The sequence below is a fragment of the Microvirga yunnanensis genome, from assembly GCF_025460875.1.
Genome location: NZ_JAMXFI010000002.1, coordinates 158,262 through 179,511, shown reverse-complemented (window position 1 = coordinate 179,511; position 21,250 = coordinate 158,262). Strand labels below are relative to the sequence as shown.

19 protein-coding genes and 1 pseudogene are annotated in these 21,250 nt (G+C 59.5%); 14 read left to right on the top strand and 6 right to left on the bottom strand.

Features of this window, described 5'->3' with window-relative positions; genetic code table 11:
• Together NF876_RS02040 and NF876_RS02035 are read left to right on the top strand one after the other, a co-directional pair.
• Entirely contained in the window at positions 1-1,908 is a 1,908-nt protein-coding gene (locus tag NF876_RS02040) for an ORC-CDC6 family AAA ATPase (RefSeq protein ID WP_262267344.1), read from the top strand.
• 18 nt (positions 1,909-1,926) lie between these two features.
• On the top strand, positions 1,927-3,057 hold the full coding sequence (locus NF876_RS02035; RefSeq protein WP_262267343.1) for a hypothetical protein: 1,131 nt from the start codon (positions 1,927-1,929) through the stop codon (positions 3,055-3,057).
• Positions 3,058-4,256: 1,199 nt separating this feature from the next.
• On the opposite strand, the gene NF876_RS02030 is transcribed toward NF876_RS02035, so the two are convergent.
• The 3 genes from NF876_RS02030 to NF876_RS02020 all read right to left on the bottom strand — a co-directional run bounded on the left by NF876_RS02030 (position 4,257) and on the right by NF876_RS02020 (position 6,756).
• Complete coding sequence (locus tag NF876_RS02030) at positions 4,257-5,468, bottom strand: DUF3775 domain-containing protein (protein WP_262267342.1); 1,212 nt, start codon at positions 5,466-5,468, stop codon at positions 4,257-4,259.
• A gap of 80 nt (positions 5,469-5,548) precedes the next feature.
• Positions 5,549-5,686: a hypothetical protein gene (locus NF876_RS02025; protein ID WP_262267341.1), complete on the bottom strand. Its 138-nt coding sequence runs from the start codon at positions 5,684-5,686 to the stop codon at positions 5,549-5,551.
• 416 nt (positions 5,687-6,102) lie between these two features.
• A complete protein-coding gene (locus NF876_RS02020; RefSeq protein ID WP_262267340.1) occupies positions 6,103-6,756 on the bottom strand; it encodes an SOS response-associated peptidase in 654 nt (217 codons plus the stop codon).
• A 204-nt stretch (positions 6,757-6,960) separates the two neighbouring features.
• Between NF876_RS02020 and NF876_RS02015 the strand changes: the two genes are divergently transcribed.
• Together NF876_RS02015 and NF876_RS02010 are read left to right on the top strand one after the other, a co-directional pair.
• Positions 6,961-9,843 (top strand): DEAD/DEAH box helicase, encoded by a 2,883-nt coding sequence (locus NF876_RS02015; RefSeq protein ID WP_262267339.1) that lies wholly within the window; start codon positions 6,961-6,963, stop codon positions 9,841-9,843.
• Between the two features lie 320 nt (positions 9,844-10,163).
• The gene (locus NF876_RS02010) at positions 10,164-10,958 is read left to right on the top strand and encodes a class I SAM-dependent methyltransferase (protein ID WP_262267338.1); all 795 of its coding nucleotides are present in this window, start codon (positions 10,164-10,166) and stop codon (positions 10,956-10,958) included.
• A 129-nt stretch (positions 10,959-11,087) separates the two neighbouring features.
• On the opposite strand, the gene NF876_RS02005 is transcribed toward NF876_RS02010, so the two are convergent.
• Together NF876_RS02005 and NF876_RS02000 are read right to left on the bottom strand one after the other, a co-directional pair.
• Positions 11,088-11,360 carry an SWIB/MDM2 domain-containing protein gene (locus NF876_RS02005; RefSeq protein ID WP_262267337.1) on the bottom strand — a complete coding sequence of 91 codons (273 nt, stop codon included), beginning with the start codon at positions 11,358-11,360 and terminating at the stop codon, positions 11,088-11,090.
• A gap of 144 nt (positions 11,361-11,504) precedes the next feature.
• Positions 11,505-11,774 (bottom strand): hypothetical protein, encoded by a 270-nt coding sequence (locus NF876_RS02000; protein ID WP_262267336.1) that lies wholly within the window; start codon positions 11,772-11,774, stop codon positions 11,505-11,507.
• Between the two features lie 452 nt (positions 11,775-12,226).
• Here NF876_RS02000 and NF876_RS43825 point away from each other — a divergent pair, with 452 nt between their 5' ends.
• Complete coding sequence (locus NF876_RS43825) at positions 12,227-12,544, top strand: DUF7696 family protein (protein ID WP_444939745.1); 318 nt, start codon at positions 12,227-12,229, stop codon at positions 12,542-12,544.
• Between the two features lie 192 nt (positions 12,545-12,736).
• Here the strand turns inward: NF876_RS43825 and NF876_RS01990 are convergent, their stop codons facing one another.
• On the bottom strand, positions 12,737-13,159 hold the full coding sequence (locus NF876_RS01990) for a hypothetical protein (protein ID WP_262267334.1): 423 nt from the start codon (positions 13,157-13,159) through the stop codon (positions 12,737-12,739).
• A gap of 728 nt (positions 13,160-13,887) precedes the next feature.
• Here NF876_RS01990 and NF876_RS01985 point away from each other — a divergent pair.
• The 9 genes and pseudogenes from NF876_RS01985 (at position 13,888) to NF876_RS01945 (ending at position 21,218) form a co-directional block, all read left to right on the top strand.
• Entirely contained in the window at positions 13,888-14,757 is an 870-nt protein-coding gene (locus NF876_RS01985; RefSeq protein ID WP_262267333.1) for a DNA-methyltransferase, read from the top strand.
• A 123-nt stretch (positions 14,758-14,880) separates the two neighbouring features.
• Positions 14,881-15,366: a hypothetical protein gene (locus tag NF876_RS01980; RefSeq protein ID WP_262267332.1), complete on the top strand. Its 486-nt coding sequence runs from the start codon at positions 14,881-14,883 to the stop codon at positions 15,364-15,366.
• Between the two features lie 314 nt (positions 15,367-15,680).
• Positions 15,681-16,418 (top strand): Mom family adenine methylcarbamoylation protein, encoded by a 738-nt coding sequence (locus NF876_RS43820; protein ID WP_444547398.1) that lies wholly within the window; start codon positions 15,681-15,683, stop codon positions 16,416-16,418.
• 717 nt (positions 16,419-17,135) lie between these two features.
• The gene (repC, locus tag NF876_RS01970; protein WP_262267330.1) at positions 17,136-18,290 is read left to right on the top strand and encodes a plasmid replication protein RepC; all 1,155 of its coding nucleotides are present in this window, start codon (positions 17,136-17,138) and stop codon (positions 18,288-18,290) included.
• A gap of 85 nt (positions 18,291-18,375) precedes the next feature.
• A pseudogene (locus NF876_RS01965) lies at positions 18,376-18,550 on the top strand (helix-turn-helix transcriptional regulator); the annotation flags it as partial.
• A 293-nt stretch (positions 18,551-18,843) separates the two neighbouring features.
• Positions 18,844-19,116 carry a hypothetical protein gene (locus NF876_RS01960; RefSeq protein WP_262267329.1) on the top strand — a complete coding sequence of 91 codons (273 nt, stop codon included), beginning with the start codon at positions 18,844-18,846 and terminating at the stop codon, positions 19,114-19,116.
• A 106-nt stretch (positions 19,117-19,222) separates the two neighbouring features.
• Positions 19,223-19,483, top strand: coding sequence for a DUF2312 domain-containing protein (locus tag NF876_RS01955; RefSeq protein ID WP_262267328.1), 261 nt, complete (start codon positions 19,223-19,225; stop codon positions 19,481-19,483).
• A 181-nt stretch (positions 19,484-19,664) separates the two neighbouring features.
• Positions 19,665-20,603 carry a phosphatase PAP2 family protein gene (locus NF876_RS01950; protein ID WP_262267327.1) on the top strand — a complete coding sequence of 313 codons (939 nt, stop codon included), beginning with the start codon at positions 19,665-19,667 and terminating at the stop codon, positions 20,601-20,603.
• A gap of 276 nt (positions 20,604-20,879) precedes the next feature.
• Positions 20,880-21,218 (top strand): hypothetical protein, encoded by a 339-nt coding sequence (locus NF876_RS01945; RefSeq protein WP_262267326.1) that lies wholly within the window; start codon positions 20,880-20,882, stop codon positions 21,216-21,218.
• The last annotated feature ends 32 nt before the right edge of the window (positions 21,219-21,250 follow it).

Genomic DNA, 21,250 nt, shown 5'->3' with positions numbered 1-21,250 from the left:
GTGACCCGCAACGCCTTTGCGCTCCGCACATCGGAGCAATCCTCGCCGGACGATACCTTCACCCGCTATTTTGCCGCGGATGCGCTTCAGATCCTGCCGGACGATGTCTTCGTGCCGGGAGCCCTGGTCATCAGGAGTGCCCCTGGAGGGGGCAAGACGTCGCTGCTGCGGATGTTCACGCCCGGGCCTCTGCTGCAGGTCGCCCGCAACCGGAAGAATCCTCCATACGACGAGATCTACAGCCAGCTCGACGCGCTGGGCACCTTCGACAGGACTGGTCCTGGGATCCTTGGCATTTATCTGTCGTCCAGCAGCGGCTACGCGGAGATCGGGCCGCCTCTGCCGGAGGAGCTCTCCCGTGGCCTGTTCCGCGCCCTTCTCAACGCCCGCATCGTGCTGCGGACCTTACGCGCGGTCTGCGCCTTGTCCGACCTTGACTACCCGAGCGGCCTTGGACGTCTGCAAATCGAGACGGAGCCGGGACTGTTCGATCAAGGGGCGGTGCCCCAGGAGGCGTCCGCCACCGATCTGCGGGCGTGGGCCGAGCAGACCGAGGCTCTCTGCCTGCGGCACCTCGACACTCTCAGCGTGGGCGAGCCGCGCGGGGGCCTTCCGGCGCACCCGGGCATCGACGCGATTCGGTGGCTTGCCCAATCCCGCTTCTGCCTGGACGGCGCCCCGCTGGCCCACCGTCCCCTCCTGATGTTCGACGATGTCCAGCGTTTGCGGCCATGGCAGCGCGAGATCCTGTTCGCGGAGTGCATGGAGCACCGCACGGCCGTCATGGTTTGGCTGGCCGAACAGACCAAGGCGCTTGATCCACAGGAGGTGCTGAGCGCAAGCCGCAGTAACAGGGACTACCGTGTCATCCAGCTTGAGAGGGCCTGGAGCGACAAGTCGAAGCGGTTCCAGGCCTTCGCGACCGCGATCGCCGACCGCCGCCTGCGCCAGGTCGGCGACGATCTCCAATTCGCGGCCTCCTTGGCGAGTGACCTCTCCGACCAGAAGATCCAGGCCCGCATCACCGCCGCTGTGAAGGAACTGCGCAAGGAGATGTCAGAACGGGCGGCGGCGACGAACCGGTATGATTACTGGGTGCGCATGGTTGCGGAAAGCGATCACGCGACCTCGGCGCAGGAGGCGATCGACTGGGCACGCGTGGGCATCCTGATCGCCCGTGACCGCAACAAGCCGCAACGATCGTTCGACCTGGAGCCGCTCCCGGACAGCGACCTGAACGCGTCTGGCGTCGCGCAGGCCGCAGAGCGTTTTGTGGCGCAGCGGTTTGGAGTGCCATACTATTACGGCATCGAGCGCATCGTTCGCCTCGCCTCGTACAATGTCGAGGAGTTTCTGCAGATCTGCGCGGCGCTCTACGACCTTATCCACGCTTCGCGGGTGGTCCGCAGCCGACGCCCCACGGCCGTCTCGGCTGCTGACCAGGAGGCCGCGGTGCGCAAGCTCGCTGAACGGCGCTTTGCCGAACTGTCCAGGAGTGTCCGTCACGGCGAGATGGCCCAAAAGCTCGTTGAGGCAGTTGGCACGATGTCGCGGGAGCGCACCTACGAGCCGAACGCTCCCTACGCACCTGGGGTCACGGGCTTCGGTTTGAGCGCGGAAGACCGAATCATGCTGGCTGATGCAGCCTTGGGCAAGAAGCCGTCCCTATCGATCTACACCGATCTGGCCGCGGTGCTGACCTCATGCGTCGCGCAGAACGTGTTCGATATGCGGGATATTCGCCATGACAACCGCGAGTTCACGGTGTTCTATCTGAACCGTACCTTGTGCGCCCGCTTCGATCTGGTCTACCACATGGGAGGCTGGCAGCGCGTGTCGCTGCGCAGGCTCGCCGAGTGGTGCCGGGGCTCGCTTCCGCAGGCCGTCGGCCGTCTCAGCCTGACCTGAGGCGGGAGGCTTTGCACGATGACGAGGTGGTGGAATCCCTACAGCCGGTTCGTGGGGCCGGGATTTGACGGCTTCTGGTCGGAACATCTCGCGCGACCGCGCAAGCTTCTGTTCATCGTAGGGGTTGGTTTCGACCCCCGCGTCCTCGGCCCCTTGCAGAAGATCGTCGCCGCCAAGCCCAACGCGGAGCGCCACTGTATCGCCATCGATTTCCAAGACGGCTTCACCGCCGACGAGGCGGCAGGGGCATTCCGTGACGTCAACCAAACCGGCCTCAATGCATTGTTCCCAGGCGGAAGTCTCGATGTCCGGCGCTTGGAGCCGAACGATCAGGACGGTATACGCAGCGTATCGCGCAACACGGCGCTCATGCTCGGGGACGTCCGGAGCTTCTCCGGGTACACGGACATCGTTCTCGACATCAGTTCGCTGCCTCGGATCATCTACTTGACGATCTTGAACACGCTGTTGACTTGGCTTGTCGACAAGGACGCCGAATGGCCGCTTGGGGCATCGACGAACCTGCATGTGGTCTACGCAGAGGCCGCAGGCATCGACAGCCGCATTCAGAAAAAGGAGCTGGAGCCGGACCTTGCTCCAATCCACAACCTGTCCATTCGCCTCGACGAAGAGGCAACGGAGGCATGGCCGACGGTCTGGTTTCCGGTGCTCGGCGAGGGCAACGCTGAAATCCTTGCGCGAATTGCCGATCATGTTGTGCCTGAGGACGTCTGCCCTGTGCTGCCGGCCCAGACCGCCGACCCGCACCGGGCGGACAACATCATGCATGAGGTCGGCGAGCAGCTGTTCGAGCGTTTCGAGGTCGATCCCCGTGACATTTTGTATGCCACGGAGGACAATCCGTTCCAGCTGTACCGAAGCCTTCTTGGTGCCATGCAGCGCTACGAGGAGAGCCTTGCACTTGTCGGCGGTGTCCGCTTCGTGCTCTCCCCCCTGTCCAGTAAGGGACTGTCCGTCGGTGCCCTGCTGGCCTGCTTTGAGAAGCGGTTGACTGGGAACCAGGACCAGGTGAGGGCGGGGCTCGCCTACGTCGAGACGAGGCGCTACGAGGCCGGTTCGCTGAGCGCGGACGACCATGGCGTGCCGGTTTCGTTGTGGCTTGCTGGCGAGTGCTACCGGATGGACTGAGCGGCTGCCGCTCGACGCTTGCCCGACCTGAGCCGCCAAGCGATCAACGCCGATGGCAGGTTTATCCTTGCTGGTCATGGTGGGGGCCTTGGGGTGCGTGACGTCAGGCATCATCATCCGCAATAACCTGCTCGCTAAGGCGTTGGCGGGCCGCTTAACGCGGCATCTGCCTGGATCGCCGAGCGGTGGGCCTAATAGAGACCCCGCTCCCGCTCGTGCTTGTCGTCCAACAGGGCATGCTCCTCCTTGGTGAGTTAGACCGGGAAGACGTAAGTCTCGGCCAAACCCGGACCATTGTCGCCAAGTCAACCCCCTGGTCACGGCGCAACAATCCCTGAAGATCTCCCTCGTCGTAGCCTCCGTTCTCCATGCGTGTCCTCATCCGCCGCACGAAGCTGTCGTCGGAGAATGGCTCAAAGCCCCTGTCCTCGGGAGCTTCCCAGATCTTGAGGACGGACAATCGACGGGCTAAGTGTTTAGCTGTTTGGTGGCGGAACGTTGTTGGGACCGGTGCGTTGGGCGACTGAGGAATATACTTGGCGCTTCGATGGCTCGCGGCGCCCACCGCGTGCCTAGTGGAAGATCTGATGCTGTCCCTTCATCCCCAAGCCCGCACCACCCCCGCCGTTCACCAGCAGATGAACCGCGCCGAGTTTTCCGGAGGCTGATTATGGAACAGCACAGTCTTAGGAGGTACCGCGTTGAGAAAGCATCAGTTTCTCTTGATCGGCGATATCGCTGGGAGCGGTTGCTGAGATCGGCAGATCGTGCTGCCCCGTAATCATCACGCTCAGTCCTGCTCGCTCATCGTGAGTCGTCGTGACGCACGGCAGACCACCAAGTTCGTCTCGTCCTACGCATCGAGCTGGTCAAGCGGATAGATCGCCGCTTTCCCGATTCACAAAGCTAGGACCGACACGCATCGCGCCAATTTCGGAGCGTTGCCGACCCTGATCTCGCCGCGATAACGCTCGGACACTTCTTCAGCTGTCAGGTACTTTCTCTCGCTCATCTCGGCACCGCTCCATCACCCGTGCTCACGGTGAGAATAGCTCCCAGTGATCACGGCTTGAACTGATCCGAGAGGCTGCCGGTGGGCAGAGTTGTGCCCTCACACGACTGCTTACCGCAAGTGCGCTGGGGCGAGACAAAAAGTCTAATAACCGGGCGCAGTGCGAGCCTAGCGACGCGCAATACTCTCATCTCAGGCGAATGGCGCGGATTTTTGCGCCCAAGCTTGGCCGTCCAACAGTGGCGGCACCATCGACTGCGGCATCGAGCAGGCTGGTTTTCGACATGAGGTGATGGACGCCCTCCCAGAGCGTTTTGGCAGCCTGGTGCTCCGCAATCGTGCGCTCAAGATGGTCGTCGTAGTGCTCGCCCTTGATCCGGTCGCGGCCGATGTAGAACAGGACCTGCAGGTCAGCGAGCTCTTCGACCGTGAGAAGCTCAAGAACGGCTTGGTATAGTTCGTGCGCGATCCGCGCCTCCTCTCGAAACTTGTCCCAGTCGCGATCGAAGTAGTCCATGCCGAGATCCTCGGGATCGTAGACCTTCACGGGGTGCGCCTTGGCCCACAGTTCAAGCGCAGCGATCGCCTTGTCGTCGCTAAGGTAGCGCAGTTCGGATTCGAGACCAACCATGGCGGCGAGCGGGCGCGACCGGCGGATCGCATCAACGGCCGCAGAGAACTTGCGGCTCCCGAGCCCGAAACGCTCCATGACCTGCCGCTTCTTCTCATCGAAGCTCGGTTCGCACCACGTCGCGTGGTCGCCTAGCACGCGCGCGATCTCCTCGAGATCGGCGCGCGAGCACTCTTTAGTATGCGTCCCAGTCGGCCGCTCGTCCTCGAGATCGAAGAGCCGGTTCTTCAGGCGCTCAAGTATGGCGCTCATCGCGTCGATGCTGTGCCGAATCAGCGGCAGGTTGACGATCGCGATGCCGCCCAGGCTTTTTCCGCCGTCGCGATTGGTCGCGTAACGCAATTCCTGGCCATCCTCGTCGATCCCAGCCAGGCTGGTCACGAACGGCTCGAGCTCGCCAATAATCCGAACAAGCTGGGCATCGCCGACGCCTGCACTGCGCAGGTGCTGCCAGTGCGAGTGGATGTCGTGGTTCACGGGATGGGTGGCCGCGATCATCTCAATCCGGTGCAGCCGGTCAATCGCGAACTTGAGCGACAGCTCCAGCGCGTGGCGGCAGTTGTAGAGGATCGGCATCGCTAGCGTGTCGCGGCTCGCGAAAAGGCGCTTGTCGATGACCGCGGCGATCAGCTCGCGGGCAGCTTCCAGGTAACCGTCGACATAGTTCAGAGCGTTGCCTTGAACGCCAACGCACGCGTTCCACTCGCCGTCGGCGATTACCTCGAAGAACGGGTCAATGGACTTGGGTTTCGTGCGGGTATCAGCCATTCGTGAGACCTAGCGCGACCGGCCAGTCGCTTCAAGTGATGCGGGCGGCGCTAGGGGTACGCCGTCCCTCAGGTCCAGCGCTAGGGCAGCTGGTTCTGAAGCGCCGCGACGGCCTCGGGTGAGCTTGGCTTCACATAGGTCCCGACCGTGACGGTGCCGACGTGCACGCCACGGGCGCGGAGATCCTCGAACACGGCTTGCGCGATCTCGGTAGACATGTCTGACGTTACAAGCTCCCTGATAACAGGCGAGAGTCAATTCGGGTCTCTCAGGTTGTAAGCGCGGCAACCCTGTTGGCCCGACCTTTGCTTCAAGCACCCCGATATGAAAAACGGCCGCTGTTGCCAGTGGCCGTGAAGTTTGTTGCTATACCAGGAAAATGGATAAATAGCGCGTGGGAAGGTACGGCGTATTGGTTGAGGAATGCTTATCTCGCCCGCACAAACTTAAGACTAACAATGTCAAAGCTTATGGTTAATGCGCTGCAGGAAAGTTGCGTGGGCTAGATTGCATTGTTCAGAGTGTCGTTTGTTTGCCAAACTGCTACTTGCGATTTTACCTCATAGGCTTGTTCGTCGGACTGAATTCCGAGGGCGATGGTAGCGCCCCACGCTCCGGCTGTGACGGTGACCGTTCAAACCGGCACCTTCGCTTGGTCTGATCTCTCCCCCTCCGCAACAATTTGCAGCATGTCATCGGGGAGCGGTCTCTGAAGTTTCAGGGCCTCTTCAGTCGGAGCATTGAGCCAGATGTCATATTCTTTAGGCGTGGTGAGGATGACCGGCATCGCTTTCGGATGGATCGGCCCCACTACGCCATTCGGCTCCGATGTCAGAAATGAATAGAGCAGGTGTTCACCTTCGACAGGATCAGCCTTCGTTCCACGTACGCCGGTCCACGGCCGCCAAATGCCAGCAAATGCGGCAAGGGGGCGCTCTTCATTCAGGGCGAACCAAACGGGTGTCTTACGGGGACGGGTATCCTTGTATTCTGAGAAGGACGTCAGGGGCACAAGGGCCCGGTACTGCGGCTTGAGCCAGGCACGCCAGAACGGCGAGCCAACATTGCGCACGTTCGTCACCGGATGATTGCCGACCTTCGGCGGAGGAGGGAACCCCCAGCGCATCTGGATCAGCTCGCGCTCGCCACCATGATTTCTGATGACCGGCGCCATCTGGTCCGGGAAGATCGCCGGCAGGGGAGGGAGGTTGCCTGCGCTATCGCGGGTAACATCGAAGGCCTGCCGCATCGAGGCCTGTGTTGCGTACGAGCTATAGAGATTGCACACGGGTGGAACCTTCCGTCTTGGCATCCGGGCGTTCGTTTCATCCAGGAGCATTTGTCTGCGCCCAACGTGACAATAAGCGCTGCCCCGCGCAACCCTTCAGGGTATAATCACTGCAATCGGCAGACCGCGTTTTGATTTGCGAATCATGACGCATTTTCGGTCCGCCACTTCACTCGTTTTCCATTGTTTTCAGATCCTTGACCGATGCGGCCAAACTCCAACCCTGCGGAATCCTTGCCTCAAATCTCCGTTTCGGAATCCGGCCGGCGGATCGGTGACAAGCAGGCTGAGCCCTATCAGGCTAGGATCGCAGCATCCGTTCGTGAGGCCATTCGACGGGGACGCTCAGGTGCGGTGCTTGCACCTACTGGCAGCGGCAAGAGTCTTCTGGCGGCTGGCGCCGCCGAAGACGCGATCGATCTGGGGAAGCCGATCCTTGTTCTCCATCCCGATGTTTCCCTGCTGCGCCAGAACTATGCCCAATTCCAGAGCGTTCCGGCTGTCAGAGGGGCCCAGACCGCGTTCTACGTCGCCAAGAATGAGGTTATCGGCGACGGTCCGATGATTCGGAATTCACTCGACGCAAATGTGATCCCCGCCACCAACATGTCTCTCGTCAACAAGCTCGATGACGAGGAATTCCTGCGCTCCCTCGACCGCTTCGGCAAAAGGGGAGGGGTGGTCCTTATCGACGAGGGGCACAAGGCTGCGGCAGATGAGCTCGCAAAGGTGCTCTCCCGCGTTGCCCATGCTGGTGGCTCCGGCATTGTTTTGACCGCCACACCATTCCGGACCGACGGCAAGGATCCGTTGGATGCCTTCGGTGCCAGCATCGAGCACGACCTGATCGACGTTGCCACCTATGACGAGGTCCTGGCGACGGGCCGCACGGTTCCCACCAGGTTCGATATCGCTACAGGAGAATTCGAGGCTCATCTCGGCACCGACGCCGTCCGGCTCATCGAGAGCGCCTTCCTCGCACTGCTGGCCGAGAACAAGTCAGTGGATCAAGCCTCCCAGCAGGCGTTCTCGCGGTTCTTCAAGGAAGGTGCGAGTGAGGGTGACAAGGCGATTGCTGCCCTCATCGTAGCCGCCGTCGCCAGGATCTGGGCGAAGCGTGCGGCCAGTGCCACCCTGGCGATGATCCATTGCGACAGCGTCGAGTTCGCCAAGGAGCTCTCCGGCTATCTGGCTCAAGAATGCCTCCCTTCCGGTCATCGTAGGGAAGGAGAGAAGCCCCGCGTGGCCTTTGTCGTGGCCGGGGAAATCCGCGTCTGGCGCAACGGCACCGAGGTAGGGTTGAAGGACGGCGAGGAGCCAGGTCGCAAGATCAAGCGCGACGATCTCCTCGATGCGGCCCGTGCCGGCGGCTTCGACATTCTGGTCAACGTGAATGCTCTAGGCGTCGGTACCGATGTTCCACAGACCGACCTCAATATCCTGGCCTGTCAGGAGCGATCCATCGGCCCGGTGAAGCAGATCAGTGGGCGAGGAGAACGGGCTCATAAGGCGTCTGGGAAGACGCACCAAGTCTTCGTCGACGTCGGCAATTCCATCCTGCGCATCTTCAGCGACATCGACGCCATGCGCCGGAACGATCCGGAGCGCTGTCGGCGTCAGATCCGCGGGCTGGCCGCCCCGATCCGGGAGCAGTTCGAGGCATGGTTCGACAAGGATCCCAGCCTTCGTGAGCAGATCGAGGAACGCCAGCGTCAGATCCGCCTCCGCATGGGCGAGGGGGATAGCGAGCAGTACGACGATCCGCTCGACCCCACGATGGAGATTGGCGACGAGGACACCCTTCCGGTGCCGAAGCCCTTTGCGGCCGGTCTCATGGCGACCGGAATGCGTCGGTACGATTCCGAGACCAAGAGATACTCCAGCCGCGTGGCGCTGTTCTGCGACCTTAAAGAGTTCAGGCTTTTTGACGAGGAAGCTGCCCCGGATCTCCCGCGCTGGCTGGTTGCCACCCACGACGAACGGACCGGGGCGCAGCAGGCCTTCCTCTGCAAGACCCAGGATGTGGCCCGCAAGTACGTGGCCTTCGTTGGCATCCGCCACGACGGCGACTATGAGAGCGCCAGCCCCACGGACAAGCAACGCCGGTTCCTCACGAGCCTTCAGCAGGCACGGCCTCTCGCACTCCCGTGGCTCACGGGATTTGCAGCACCGGCCAACGCGACCCAGATGTCGGCCGCCATCGATCTCCTCAAGGACAAGGCAGGACTGCTTGCCAGGTTGCTCAATGTTGCAGCTGTCCGGCTGGTCGAGCGGGCAACGGGTGCTCACAGCCTGCGGCCTGACCTCCGCTCGGTCGTTTTGGACCGGCCCAACCAACTCACCCCACAAAGGCGCGATCTTCTCGCCGCCTACTGCCGGCTGCGCCAGCGGTTCGCCGATCTCTATCCCTATGCGTTTGGAGGGAAGCCGACGGCTTTTTCCGTCACGACCTTCGACCCGAGCGTACTGCCTGAAATCAAGGCCATCGTGGCGAACACGAACGTGCGATTCTTCATCATCGACAACCCTGAGAAGGAAGAGCAACTCCGCCCGAGCCTCGCCGAGGGCCTGATCAAGTCCTCCATCGTGGCGGTCGGCCCGAAAGGTCCGAGCGAGCAGTGGATCCGACAAAAGGCAGGGTTCGGCCGCCATGACGATGCAGCGCGTGCGCGGGAGCAGAGTTTCCGGGACTATCTCACCGACCTCGCCGATGGACCCGTGAGCAAGGACCAAGCGATGACAATCACGCTCGCAAGGACCGAGTATCTCGAGATCGTCGCTGCGAAGCCCGGGAAGGAACTCATCAGAGCAATGCCTTCAGCCGTGATGAACCTCTTGCTGCTCCTCGGAGAGGAAGGTGGGATGCCCGTGCCAGGGGAGCAGGTTGAGCTCATCCAGGACGCCATTCAGAAGAACCGGACAGACATTGCAGTCCCGTTCTCACTACCCCGGCTTTGTGCTCGATACGCCCAGCGACAGGTGCCAGCGCAGAAGAAGGTCCTGAAGGATCTGGAGAAGGCAGCAACCTTCAAGAAGAATCGGGATGCATACTTGCGCTCCCAGAAGCCGACATCCCTAGCTTCGTGACAGCCAGCATGCTTCAAATAAAACCGGCTGTATCGAACGAAAAAGCCCCAGCCGAGAGTGTAAGGGATCTCGGCCAGGGCCAACTCCAAGCATTAGGGCTATGGAGAATGTTCGGGCTGATACGCAACGCGCCCGTTGCAGGCAACTTGGACCGGCCAGGCTTAACATTCGGTGTAGGCCGCTAATCCCAACCTAGAGCGCTGATGGTAAGAACCCAACGGAACGTAGTATCTCGGTGTTGCTAATAGGCGCTTGCGGCCCGCGCCTGTACTTGCGGCGACACGGAGCCTATCCTAGGCCATCGCGGCAGGGCGCTGCAGATGACCGATGAACTGGCATTTAGGCGGGAGGCCGCCGCCGAGTACGATCATGCTTTTTCGCATGTCTCAGCCCATTTCGTTCCGTTCCTTCTGCGGGCTGCACGGCTTGCACCGAGGCAGCGCGTTCTCGACGTGGCCACCGGCACCGGCATCGCCGCTGAGGCGGCAATGGACGTCATTGGCCGTGAGGGATCAGTCGTAGCCACCGATATCTCGCCCGAAATGATCGAGAAGGCGCGCCAGCGCCTCGGTCGGACGCCGGGCGCCTCAGCAATTGTCGAGGACGGCCAAGCCTTGTCGTTCCCGGACGAGAGCTTCGATACCGTCCTGTGCCACCTCGGGCTGATGTTCTTCCCCGACCCGGCGCGTGGTCTCTCCGAGTTCCATCGTGTGCTCCGCCCCGGGGGATGGGCGGCGGCCTCCGTCACCACCTCGCCCGAGCGCTCCTACAACGGGACGATCAGTTTAGCCGTGGCACGCCACCTGCCATCCGCGGCCGCAGCGATCGCTCACAGGTTCTCGCTGGGCGATGAAGGGCGGTTGCGCTCGTTGCTCGAGGGTGCGGGCTTCCGGGATGTGGACATCAGCACCGAGGCATATCGTTTCACGCTACCCTCCTTCGACGCGTATTTCGGACCCTTCGAGCGGGGCGGTGGCTCGTCTGGACAGGCGCTAGTCGCGCTGCCGGAGGAGGTCCGCCGCGCCGTGCGTGAGGAGATCCGGAGGGATCTTCGCGACACGGGCGGTCCGATACAGATCGAGGTGGAGATCCGGATTGCTTGCGGTCGACGCTAGCAGGCTAAACGAGTGCGTGATGCCCTCGCCTGACAACAGCGACGATCTTGTCTGGGTCGTTATCCCAGAGGAAGAGCCCCGGGGATCATAGCCGGAACTCTTCCGCCTGGCGCTATCTTCGCGCGCAGATCAAGACAAATGCTGAGCAAAGTGTTTGTTCATCTCGAACATGCTCACCTTGTCCTTGCCGCCAAACACCGGCCGGAGCTTGTCGTCTGCCAGGATCTCACGCTTGTTCGCAGGGTTCTGCAGGTTGTTGGCCTTGATGTACTCCCACACCTTGCTCACCACTTCCGTGCGGGGCAGGGGAGACGATCCGACCACGGCTGCCAGCTCGTTCGACGGCTGCAGCGGCTTTGCCAGAGCGGGATTGGACTTCTTGGCTGCTTTGGCTTCGGTCATTGTAAAACTCCTAAACTGCGCCTCGCTGCAATCCGCAGGGGCAAAGAGGGGCGGGACCATGGCCAGCAAGGGCTGAACACTCCCTTAATCCCGGTTTGATCGACCAAATGTCAGGATCAGTGTTTCAAATAAGAGGTCCGATCATCAATATCCACGTCGTTTGCCATGCGGCTTTGCCATCATCCGCTGCATCGCTTCCTCGGCCCGAGCCCGGGCCTCTGCATCGTTACTGAGGTTGCGAACCTCCGAGGGTTCCTCCTCTTGATTGATACCATTCTTGCGTGCGCGCCACTGCTTTGCCTGAGCGGCAGTGGCAGCAGCATTGGCCAGCTTCTCCAGCCGATCCAGCTGGGGCGTACTGGCTTTCGCATTGGTTTCCGTTTGTTCGTCCTCTTGCTCGGGGCGCTTTTCCATCTGTTCGCTTCCTTAGGCTCAACGCTACTGGCTATGCTATGCCGTTACATGTTTCAATGTCAGGGGGAATTGGTTAACTCCGTCTTAACCATAAAGGTCCGAGGTACGCCAATGGGAAAGATCCATCATGGCTTCATAGCTATCGTCGTCCTCGCGGGCCCCGCCAGTCTCATTCTGGCCCATGAGACACTCACGCAATCGCCGGCCCGGGAAGTGTTTGAATCGTTCGATCCACCACCTATGCTAAGGCAGGCATACACCCAGTGTACGGAAGCTCCGAAGGAGCAGCGGTCGATCCAATGTGACCAGTATCTCGGTTTTTTCGAAGACTGCGCCGCTCGTAAGAACGAGTGTGGACCACAATCCGTCTATGAGGTTTTCGCCAAGCTCATCCTCTCAGCGCCGCCGAAGCGACCGACCGTCGAGAAAGTTGCTACTCCTGCCGATGTCTAATTCAGCATCAGCTGACAATCTCCTCCATTCACCTGTGCGATCCTGATAAAATAGCCTATTCCCGCGACACAACCGCTATCTCGGAAATCACCAAACAACCGGTCAACACGTGGTCCGAGGAGTGGCAGCGCGAGTGCGAAGCTCGCGCAGTCCTGAAGATGTCGAAGGCAGAACGCGATGCCTTTTTAAAAGGCACGAAGGATGAGAACGGAAAAACCATCGAGCGCGGAATCATTTTCCTTCGGGGAGGAAAGGCAGCTGAGGATTTGAGGTCACTCATGCAACAGCTGATGGATGCACGCGCCAACAAGCGCTAGCCGAGAGAGATATATACGATAGAGGCGACCACAGCCAATCCAACGAAGAAATACGGGAACCATCGCCGGAAAGGTCTGTCGTGGTCGTCGAAGCTCATACCGATCTCCACAAGGCAGGGATTGATGCCTCTGCCCGAAGACCAATCATGGCATTTTCGAGAAGGTTAGTCGGAGAACCTACCCGGCCATCGATCAAGCGGCCAGGCGCTGCTCCTCTTCCCAATAGGCCGACGAAACGGCAGCCCCAAGTTCACAAAGAGCCAGAGATAGAGTCATGAATCGCTCGGCCAAGTCGCCTGCTTCAACCTGCTGAGAACCTGATGCTCGCTCCTCATGGAAGCGCATTCGGTAGAGGTTCTTTAGGATCGAGCACGCAGTCGCAAGATTGTCCGCCATCTCTGAGGCCTGCGTCCCTTTATGAAGGAAGCTCCGGCATCGACGGGCGCTGCTAAACAGATCGCGATAGACAAGATCGAGCGTCTCGGCATCAACGCCACGTGCCCTAAGCGCATCGGTTTCGCTCACATGGACGGCGCCAGCAATCAGCCGAGCCACATGCCGTAGCGCTTGACCGTACGCATACACCTTCTCATGGCCCTTAGAATCGATCTTCATTCTCAGAGAGAGCAATGTCGACCGGGCACGCGCAATATCGTCAGCAACGACCGGACAGTCGTCACGCCACAACCAAGGTCTGTTCATTATTGGTTTTGCCTTCGGAATCAAACGCCGAATTAACGATTCCGAAATGAATCGACGGAGCTTCATAGGCAAGGAACATTTGTAGCTAAGGTGAGGGTTGCGACAATATATGCCTGCCGCTGCGAAGCCGTTCCTAATCCGTTCTTTGTGCCCTGTGCCAACAAAGTTTGGTCAGCGACAATAAAGTTCTTACGGAACCAACAAAGTTGTTACCTAATTCGCCAAGCTTGTCCGAACCTGCCCTGAACTGGCTCGGCGTTCAGTAGCCTAAGCTTCAACCTATCGAAGTGACCTGTCTGGAGTGGATCAGACGAGGCCAAACCCCAAAAAAAGTAGATCAGCCAATCGCAGCTCATCCTTCCGCTGCTTGACCCGATCGAGGAAAGGGGAGGGGCCGCGAAGGCTCGCGACGTCTATGACTTGGTGGCCGAGAAGATCGATCTGCCGGCTGACGAGCGCTCCGCGAGAATTACCATTTGCGGACACTCCTATAGTGCCTTCGAGCGGGAGGTGCGCTGGGCCCAGCAGAGAGCAAAACTCGAGGGCTATTGCGACCGGCGGATGCAGGCCTGTGGGCCCTCACCGACAAAGGGCATTCGGCTCTTACCAAGGCGACCCCTGGGATCGTTGTCACGATCTTCATGACCGACAAGGGCGCTGCCCTGTGGGGGCACTGCGAAGATGCCGTCGGCCTGCTCGACGACAACAGCTTGAGCCTCGTGTTTTCAAGTCCTCCGTATCCGCTCCTACGTCAGAAGGAGTACGGAAACCTGGATGAACGGGAGTATCTTGACTGGATGCTGCGCCTGGCCGAGCAGTGGATGCCGAAACTTGCCAAGGACGCCTCTGTCGTCCTCAACCTCGGTGATGCATGGCGTCGAGGCGAACCTACGCTCTCGCTCTACCAAGAGCGTCTTCTTATTAAATTTCAGGATGAGCTGGGTCTGAAACTCTGTCAGCGCTTTGCCTGGCAGAATCCAGCGCGGCTTCCAAATCCGGCGGAATGGGTCACCGTACGCAGGATTCGCGTGAAGCCATCTCTAGAGAATGTCTTCTGGTTGTCCGCCTCGGACAATCCATATGCTGACAACCGTCAGATTCTTGTCCCCTATTCTGACAGCATGAAGGCAGTCCTGAAGAGGGGAGGCCAGGAAGCAGCAACTCGGCCAGCGGGATACAGGATGGCAGAAGGTGCCTTTGGCAATGACAATGGCGGCGCCATCCCTGGCAACCTCATCGTCGCGGCCAACACCGAGAGTAATTCTGACTACATCCGGAGCGTCAAGGCGGCCGGTCTTCCGGTCCACCCAGCCAGATTTCCTGCGGCATTGCCTGAGATGTTCATCAAGTTCCTCACGCGACCGAAGGATCTCGTGTTCGAGCCCTTTGGTGGCTCTCTCACGACCGCCGCAGTTGCTGAGGCCCTCGACCGCCGTTGGGTCGCTTCAGAGTGCATGCTCGAGTACGTGCTCGGAGGGCAGCACCGCTTTTCTAAGCGAATGGCAGCCTAGATCAGCTTTAAGCAGCCATTAACCATACTCTGCCACCCTGACATTAAGGTCTTCGCTCAGTGGACCTTAATCCAATGAACCCCGTGCAGCTGTCCCATCGCTGCGCGGGGTTTTGGGTTTCTGATGACAACTGTTCTCCCCCGAACCCTTTATCACGCAACTCCCCTCTACCGGTACGATCCCCACGCCACAGCCAATCACGGTATCTGGGATCCCGCTGTTCATGGTCAAATCAAAGACCATGGCCTGAGACCAAGCATGCATTCGAGTAAGGACGTGCCGGTGGTCTTCCTGACCGACGAAGTCGGGATTGCAACGAATTACGCCGATTGCAATCGCGGTGAAGAGTGGCCGGTCGATTGGATTGTTCTTGCGATCGACGCCTCCGCCATAGACTCGGCACACCTCCTGCCGGATATGGATCAAGAGGCTCAGACCATGGCCGATGACATCCTGGCTCAAGGATATTCCCAGGCCGAATGGGCCGCCGGCGTAATCCCTTGGGCTTCGGTGTTCATGATCACCGGCCAGGTGAGATACGCTGCGCCGATCCCCGATAGTGCCATTAGACCCTTCAAACTCCTGCCTGTGGATCCGTCCCCTCGGTAAGCTTTTGTTAAGGGCCGGAGCCTACCTCTGGCGTCAAGGATCAACCCAACTGATCCTGTCCTCCGGGAACCCTGCGTAGCATAGCCCCCGCTACGTAGGGTTTTCTGTTTTCGGCTTCGGCCGTCGCGGTGTGCGCCGCCCTGATCCACTCTCGAAGCTCCCTCTCTCAAATCATCTTTGGAAATGACCCAGCTATCGCTCTTCGACCTGTCGATGCGGTGGAATAGCCGCCGCGCGTTCTATCGTCCCTCTCAGGAGCCAATCGATCCCAGCCAGTTCTCTGTTGAGCCCATCGGAGATGCGGCCGCCCGAGAATTTGTCACCAACACTATTATTCTGGATCCTACCCAGCCGCGATCGCGGCCTACGGGCTGTTCGAGAGGACTGGTCCTTTCCAGCAGGACTTGGTCGGGGTCGCGGTATTCTCGGTTCCTATGCAGCCGAAAGCCGCCGCTGCGTATGGCGCAACCCCCACCGCGAAGTTCTGTGAGCTCGGACGGTTTGTCCTTAAGGACCACGTGGGAGGAAACGGAGAAACGTTCTTCTTATCGAGAGCCCTTCGACTCCTCACCCAGGACAAGCAGCGGGCAGACCGCCGCCCATTTTACGATCTCTGTCTCTCGTATAGCGATCCGATGCCCAGGACGACCTCGACAGGGGCGCTCATTCACGCCGGGCATATAGGGCAAATTTATGTTGCATTTTCAAGTATTTACGTCGGGCGCGGGACTCCTCGGACGCATTGGCTAACACGCGATGGATCGATCGTCTCTCCCCGGGCGCTTTCGAAGCTCCGGAACGGCGAGCGAGGCGCGGCTTACGCCTATGAGTTCCTCCGCTCCCATGGAGCCCCAGCCCGCGCTCTCGGCGAACCAGAGGCCGACTACATTCGCCGAGCCCTTCAGGAGGGGCCGTTCCGGCGGATGCGCCACAACGGGAACCATGCTTATGTTCTCCCGTGCGGGACGCATTCCACTCGCCAGGAGATCCGCCGGCGGATGGACAAGGGACTGCCCCGTCCGACGAAAACGGACCTGCCGATGGCAGCCTAGAATCTAGTTCAAATATCCGGTCCGTAGGATGGTTCCGTTAACAGTCCTTAACCATCCACCCCGTCCTGCGCCCGAATCAAAATTCCGGACCGCGAGTCCAACTTCGGCGCGAATACTACGCAACATCGAATCAAGTGCGTAACTGAGAATCACCCGGAACCGGGCTTTTACATTCGAATTGACTCTGCCTTTCGGGCTAAATGATTCAAGCCAAAGAAGTTTCCCACCGCTGAATCGATCTATTGTGAATGGATTCTTGCTAGGCGACTCCACAGCCTAATTGGAATCGGGCATCACTCGTGATGGCACGAGTGTAATGGGTGGATGCCATGCCTGATGCAAAGCATACCGAACGTGTTCAGCGCTTTCGTAAGTCTCGCCGGGAGCGGGGAGACCACGAGATGAACGTTTGGGTGCCTGGGTCCCTTAGGGTCGCGATCGATCAAGCGATCGAGAGCGGTCGTTTCCGGAACCGGCAGGAAGCAATCACTCATGCCCTCGAGGCCACATTTGCCCAAAAGGAGCGAAATGTCGTGACGTAAACCAGGCAAAGCAAAAGGCCCACGAAGCTGGACACTTCGAGGGCCTTTGGAGACCACCGCGAGGGGTGGGCATTCGGAAAAGTTTGCACCTTCCTTATGCCATCCCGACAAACTGACTGTCAAGAGCATCGGTTACGGTGAACGCTCCCGCTTTGCCCTCACATAGGAGGGTACGATGCAGCTTGCATCGTCAGGAGGCCGGCGGCTGAGACATGCTGCTTTGGCCGCGAGAGAACTTGTGCTCGAAACCGGGCGCACGGTGACGCGGAAAGAACTATCGGCTGCCGCCCGAGACGCCGCCAAGGCCTTGGAACTGCGGAACGGCCCCCGGTCGGTTCTGTCGGAGCTCATTGCCTGCTGGGGCGAACAGGAATGGGAGCGCCTGCTGGTGTGGCCGTCCAACGATTATCTTATGGGTCGCACCGGTCTATCCGAACGGTCGGTCCGCTATGCCTTTCGGACCCTCATCGACCTCCAGCTGATCGTTCCGAAGGAATCGCCTAACGGAAAGCGCTTCGCAGTCAAAGACTTGGCAGGCGAGATCGTCGATGCGTTCGGCTTCGACCTGACGCCGGTCTATGCCAGACGAGGGGAGTGGGCTGAGCGTCTGATTGAGCAGAAGCAGGCTCGCGAAGCCCGCAAGCGCACCTTCGACGAGATCACGATCGCCCGCCGCGCTGCCGAGGAGGCCTTGAGCGCCCTGGCCGAGCACTACCCGGATCTGGATCGCTCAGACCTTGAAGACCGCCTCAAGTCCCTGAAAGCCCGGACGCCTGTGCGCAGCTCGAAAGCCTTGCCGCTGGACGCTCTCGACGAGTGGAAAGACCTGAGGACACTTTGCGAGAAAGCATTTTTTGATGCTGGCAATGGGGGCAAGGATTGCCGCCATTCTTATAACAACAACGGATCTCCTACCGAGGCTTGTAACAAGGGCTTTCCGAAGAAAGCTGAGGCGGTTCGTTCAACCGAACAACCGGCAGAGCACCTATCACCGGAATTGATCCTTGAGGCTTGCCCCACCTTGAGCGACTACGGCCAGCCGGTACGGGATCTAGCCGACATCGTCTCGGCCGGGCGTTATCTCCGAGCATCGCTGGGCGCCAACGAGAGTGCCTGGGCCGAAGCCGTCGAAGGGATCGGCACCGTCAGAGCCGCAATCGCGGTGATCTACACCCTTCAGCTGTACGACGACGACCTCGCCAAGAACGGCGGAGAAAGCCGGATCAAGAACCCGGGCGGGTACTATCGGGCCCTGGTCCGCATGGTCAAAGCCGGGAAACTCGACCTCGAGGTTGAACTCCTCGCTATGAGGAGGCGGCGAATGATGTAATCCGTGCGCAATCTTCAGGCCAGTTTCGTACCCTATAGGCGCAAACCATCGTTGAATTGGTGATAATTGCGTACGGATAGAACTGATGTTTGCTCATGGAGACCTTTGGCACGCCATCGATTTGCTTGCCGAGCGGAGCGGGTTATCCGCTTCCGGCCTAGCGAGAAAGGCAGGGCTGGATGCCACTTCACTCAACAAGTCCAAGCGGATGCACCCCGATGGACGGGAGCGGTGGCCTTCGACCGAAACACTTTCGAAACTGCTCACTGCCGCCGAGATGGATCTGCTGGCGTTTGCCCAGCTCGTGAACTCTTTGCCTGAACAGATCGACGCGCCAACTGGCGATCGAGAGGAACTCGACGAAATGGAACAGTGCCGAGCGGCCGCCTAGACCTTCGCGGCTTCAAGCCTTCGTTCACCCTTATCGACCCCATGCTCCGCGATCACCGGACATAGGAGCCGGGAGAACGGAACGGTAAGGAATTTCGCCGAAGGGTAAGGCTCGATTTGCCCCAAGCTGTCGAGCCTTGAAGCCTGCCCCAAGAGTGCCTGCGTGAACAACCAGATTAGCGATGAGATTGCAAAAATCATTCGGCTTGTGGGAGATCTCGGCAAAACCGCTGCTGGAAGAGGTGACCCGGTCAATGAGGCTTATCTCAAAGGCATTGCGGAAGGGCTTGCTCTTGGAGATCTAATGGGACGCGACCAGGTACAGATGATGACGCGCTGGAGCCAGCTTTTGGTCTCCCAGCAGTTCGGGACTAGCTCGGTCACGCCGATAGCGTCTGCTCCATCTGCCCAGACGATCAGGCCATTTCCCCATTAACGACGCTGGTCACATTTCCGGTCAGGGCGTTGCATCCGATTTAATTAGTTTAAATTCTGCATTATAATTCGTCCATCGAACACGACAAACCAGGACGATTCGTGAAATGGACGACGCAGCTTTCAACACAGAATCCGTGGCCGCCGACCAGCTTAAGGCGTTTCTGGAGCGCATAGAACGGCTTGAGGAAGAGAAGGCCGGGATTAGCGGAGACATTAAAGACGTCTACTCTGAGTTGAAGGGGGCTGGATTCGACGCTAAGGTGGTCCGAAAACTGGTTAGCATGCGCAAGCGCGATCATTCAGAGCGTATGGAAGAAGAGGCAATTCTTGAGCTTTACATGAGTGCGCTCGGGATGTCCGCCTAGATATATTTGCGAGCAAAGGCCACTCGCTTGGGCGAGGCGCATCCCGCCTCGTCCTTTTTATTTCGGCCAACCCCACCATCCGCGACCAGTGAGATAGGTCATGACGTCTGTAATGAGATCGTCCGCGCATCTTGCCTCTAGAGCAGGGGAGGGCGAACAGCCCCAGGAGATCATTCCGGGAATGCTGCTCTGCGCGTTCCTATGCCTCTCAGTGGTCGCCTTTAAGCTGACTGTCGTAACCGCAACTCCGCTGGAGCTCCACACTGGACCTCAGATTGCGCTCCTAGGGCTTGGTCTCATCCCCGCCATCGGCACCATGATCTACAGCCGCCCGGCCCGGCACCGGCCCCGTATGGCATCATTGTATTTCACAGTCGCTCTTGTGCCCTTCTCAGCCTTGGCCTTCGGCGAGCTCGGCCACGTGGTCAGCTATCTCTCCAGGTCACAACCATTCTGGGACGATCTCCTCGCCAAGGGAGATGAAGCCCTCGGCTTCGACTGGGTCGGGATGCTTGGATGGGCCAACGACCATCCCGTCGTGTCGGCCATGGCCTACGGGATCTATATGTCGGCCGGCTTCCAATCCATCATGGCTCCTATCCTACTCGCCGGTTTTGGCAGATATCGAGCTCTGCAGGTTTCAACGATTGCTCTCCTGCTGACCCTCATCGTCACCTACGCAATCGCATGGATCCTGCCCGCTCTCGGAACCTACGAGTTTTATGGCATCGACCCCTCGCAACATCCGAATATCGCGGTGCGAGTGGCAAGCCTCCATGTGCCGGAGATTATGGGCGTCCGCGATGGCTCAATTCTAAACATCTCCCGCCTTGCACCGACAGGCCTGATCACGTTTCCCAGCTTCCATGCTGCCAACGCGGTGCTGCTCGCCTGGGCACTCTGGCATGTTCCCTATCTCCGGTACCCAGGTCTCATCCTCAACGGACTCATGCTCGTAGCCACGCCGCTACACGGCAGCCACTTCCTCGTTGATGTTCTGGCCGGAGCCCTGAACGCAGCAATAGCACTCGCCACCGCATTGATTCTTCTCAAAGCGGCACAACGATTATGGCATCAATCCGTACAAGTCCCCCGAATCCACAGACCGGCGAAGATTTAAAAAGCCGTCACACGCATGGCACTTTCCCGGTGTTTCTACGTTGTGTGCCGGTGAAGGCATTCGCTCTCATTGCATCCAACGACAAATGAGGTCTGCGACAAAACCGCCACTCACGGAGGAGCGACGGATTTCGTCAGGTTCCTACAAGCCTCGTGCCTCAGGAGATCGGCCGAATCCCCGACCTCTTGACCATCATAGCCATGCATTACGATCACTGAAGAGAGCATTTTAACGAAGGTTAATTTCAGCCAATCCCCGAAAGATTTCAAGCGAGCCATGTTCAGCATCAGAGACTTTGTCACTGCAGGCATCAATATCTTGGGAGCGATCGACGCTCTTGAGAGCGCACTTGCTCGCGCTGCCTCCTATGCCGACACCATTCTCATCACGGATCAGGAAAAGGAACTGATCTGCTTCGGCATCGTGGACACTCGCTTCGTTTTGTCCGCTCACGGACTGGAGCCGTCGAAAGTACTCTCGCTCCTCGCCCTCCGGATCGCGAATTCCTTTGAGGTGCCCCGCACTAAGGCGTTAGCAGTTCTCGCCGAATTCCGGTCGGCCGAGGCTCTTGCCGACGCCGATATGATCGCTACACCGATAGCCCTTGCCGCGTAAGGACAGCCAGATGGGCTTCATCCGTCACGAGC